Origin of the sequence: Micromonospora sp. NPDC005172 (assembly GCF_040608555.1) — a bacterium.
GTDB lineage: Bacteria > Actinomycetota > Actinomycetes > Mycobacteriales > Micromonosporaceae > Micromonospora.
Window position 1 is genome coordinate 1 of sequence record NZ_JBEXIL010000120.1, and the last position, 1,553, is coordinate 1,553.

1 pseudogene is annotated in these 1,553 nt (G+C 68.3%); it reads right to left on the reverse strand.

What is annotated here, in order from left to right:
- Positions 1–33: 33 nt before the first annotated feature.
- Positions 34–1,433: pseudogene (locus ABZV06_RS32030) on the reverse strand (IS3 family transposase).
- Positions 1,434–1,553 lie beyond the last annotated feature (120 nt).

The window sequence follows — 1,553 nt, forward strand, 5'->3', positions numbered from 1 at the left end:
CGGAATGTGTCAAGGGATTGAGGCCAACGGGAGTTAAGCGGCTTGTCGTTGCGGCTCGGGCTTGTTGATCCAGACCTGTTCGGGCAGGTCGAGGATCTTGGGCAGGGGCCGGGTGGTGCCGAACCGTTGCGGGTGCGCCGTCCGGGCTGCGGCGAGGGTGTATTCGCGGTTGGCGCGGACGGTGTGGTGACGGCCGTGGTGGACGTCAGCGGGGGTGTGCAGGCCGATCCCGGAGTGCCGGTGGGCGTGGTTGTACCAGGTCACGAAGTCGTTCATGAACGCCCGCGCTTGGGCGAGGGACGCGAACCGGTCCGGGAAGGCTGGCGCGTACTTCAACGTCTTGAACCAGGCCTCGCTGTACGGGTTGTCGTTGGACACCTTCGGTCGGGAGTGTGAGCGGGTCACGTCGAGGTCTTCGAGCAGGTCAGCCACCGACTTCGACGTCATCGACGTGCCACGGTCGGCGTGCACGACGTGCGGGACGCCATGGACACCGAACACCTCGCGCATCATCGACTCGGCGAGGGGTCCGGACTCGCGGGCGTGCACACGGACCCCGACGATGTACCGGGAGTACATGTCGATCATCACGTAGGCGTCGTAGTAGACGCCCTTGACCGGTCCAGCCAGTTTGGTGATGTCCCAGGTGTAGACCTGCCCCGGCCGGTCGGCGACCAGCTCGGGACGCCGGCGGGCCGGGTGCCGGGCCAGCCGGCGACGCTCGCGAACCTGCGCGTGCTCGCGCAGAACCCGATACATGGTGGCGATCGAGGCGACGTACACGCCCTGGTCCAGCAGCGCCGCGTAGATCTGGGCCGGGGCTGCGTCGACGAACTCCGGACTGTTCAACAGCCGCAGGACCTGCCCGCGTTCGACCGGGGTGAGCGCGTTCGCCGGCGCTCGCCGCACCGGCGCCGCCAGTGTCGGCCGCCGCCGGTCGCGCTCAGCGCTGGATCGGGCGATCCCGGTCAGCCGCTTCGCGTCCCGCGTCGTGATCCCCGCCCCGGTCATCTGGTGGTAGGTGTCCATCAGCGTCTGCCGAGCCCGAACACGTCCGGACCGTCCGGCTCGCTCCTGGAGATGTCCTCCAAGAGCTCGCGCGCTTTTCCCATGATCGTCAACGCCGTCTCGGTCCGTGCCAGCTTCGCCTGCGCCAACTCCAGCTCACGGCGCAACCGGGCGATCTCGGCCTGCTCCGCCGACGGCCTCCCGACCGTCTCCCCAGCCGGCTTGCCCTGCAACAAGCCGGCGTCGCGAGCCCGGCGCCACTCCGACATCAACGACGAGTACAAGCCCTCACGCCGCAGGAACGCCCCGCCCTCACCAGCCGCGACGGCCTGCTCATACGCGGCCAGCAGCTCCAGCTTCTGCCCCGGCGTGAACGACCGACGTGCCCGCGGCCCGCCTGAACGCGGACCCTTCTTGCCACTCATGACCCCATCCTGGGCCGTCACGACATCAACAGCAGTATTCAACGCTTCTCGATCCTGAACTCGCCCTGTCCGGCGGACTTGCTATGAGCCGCTGGCCTCAACTCACCCTGACAGACAGGG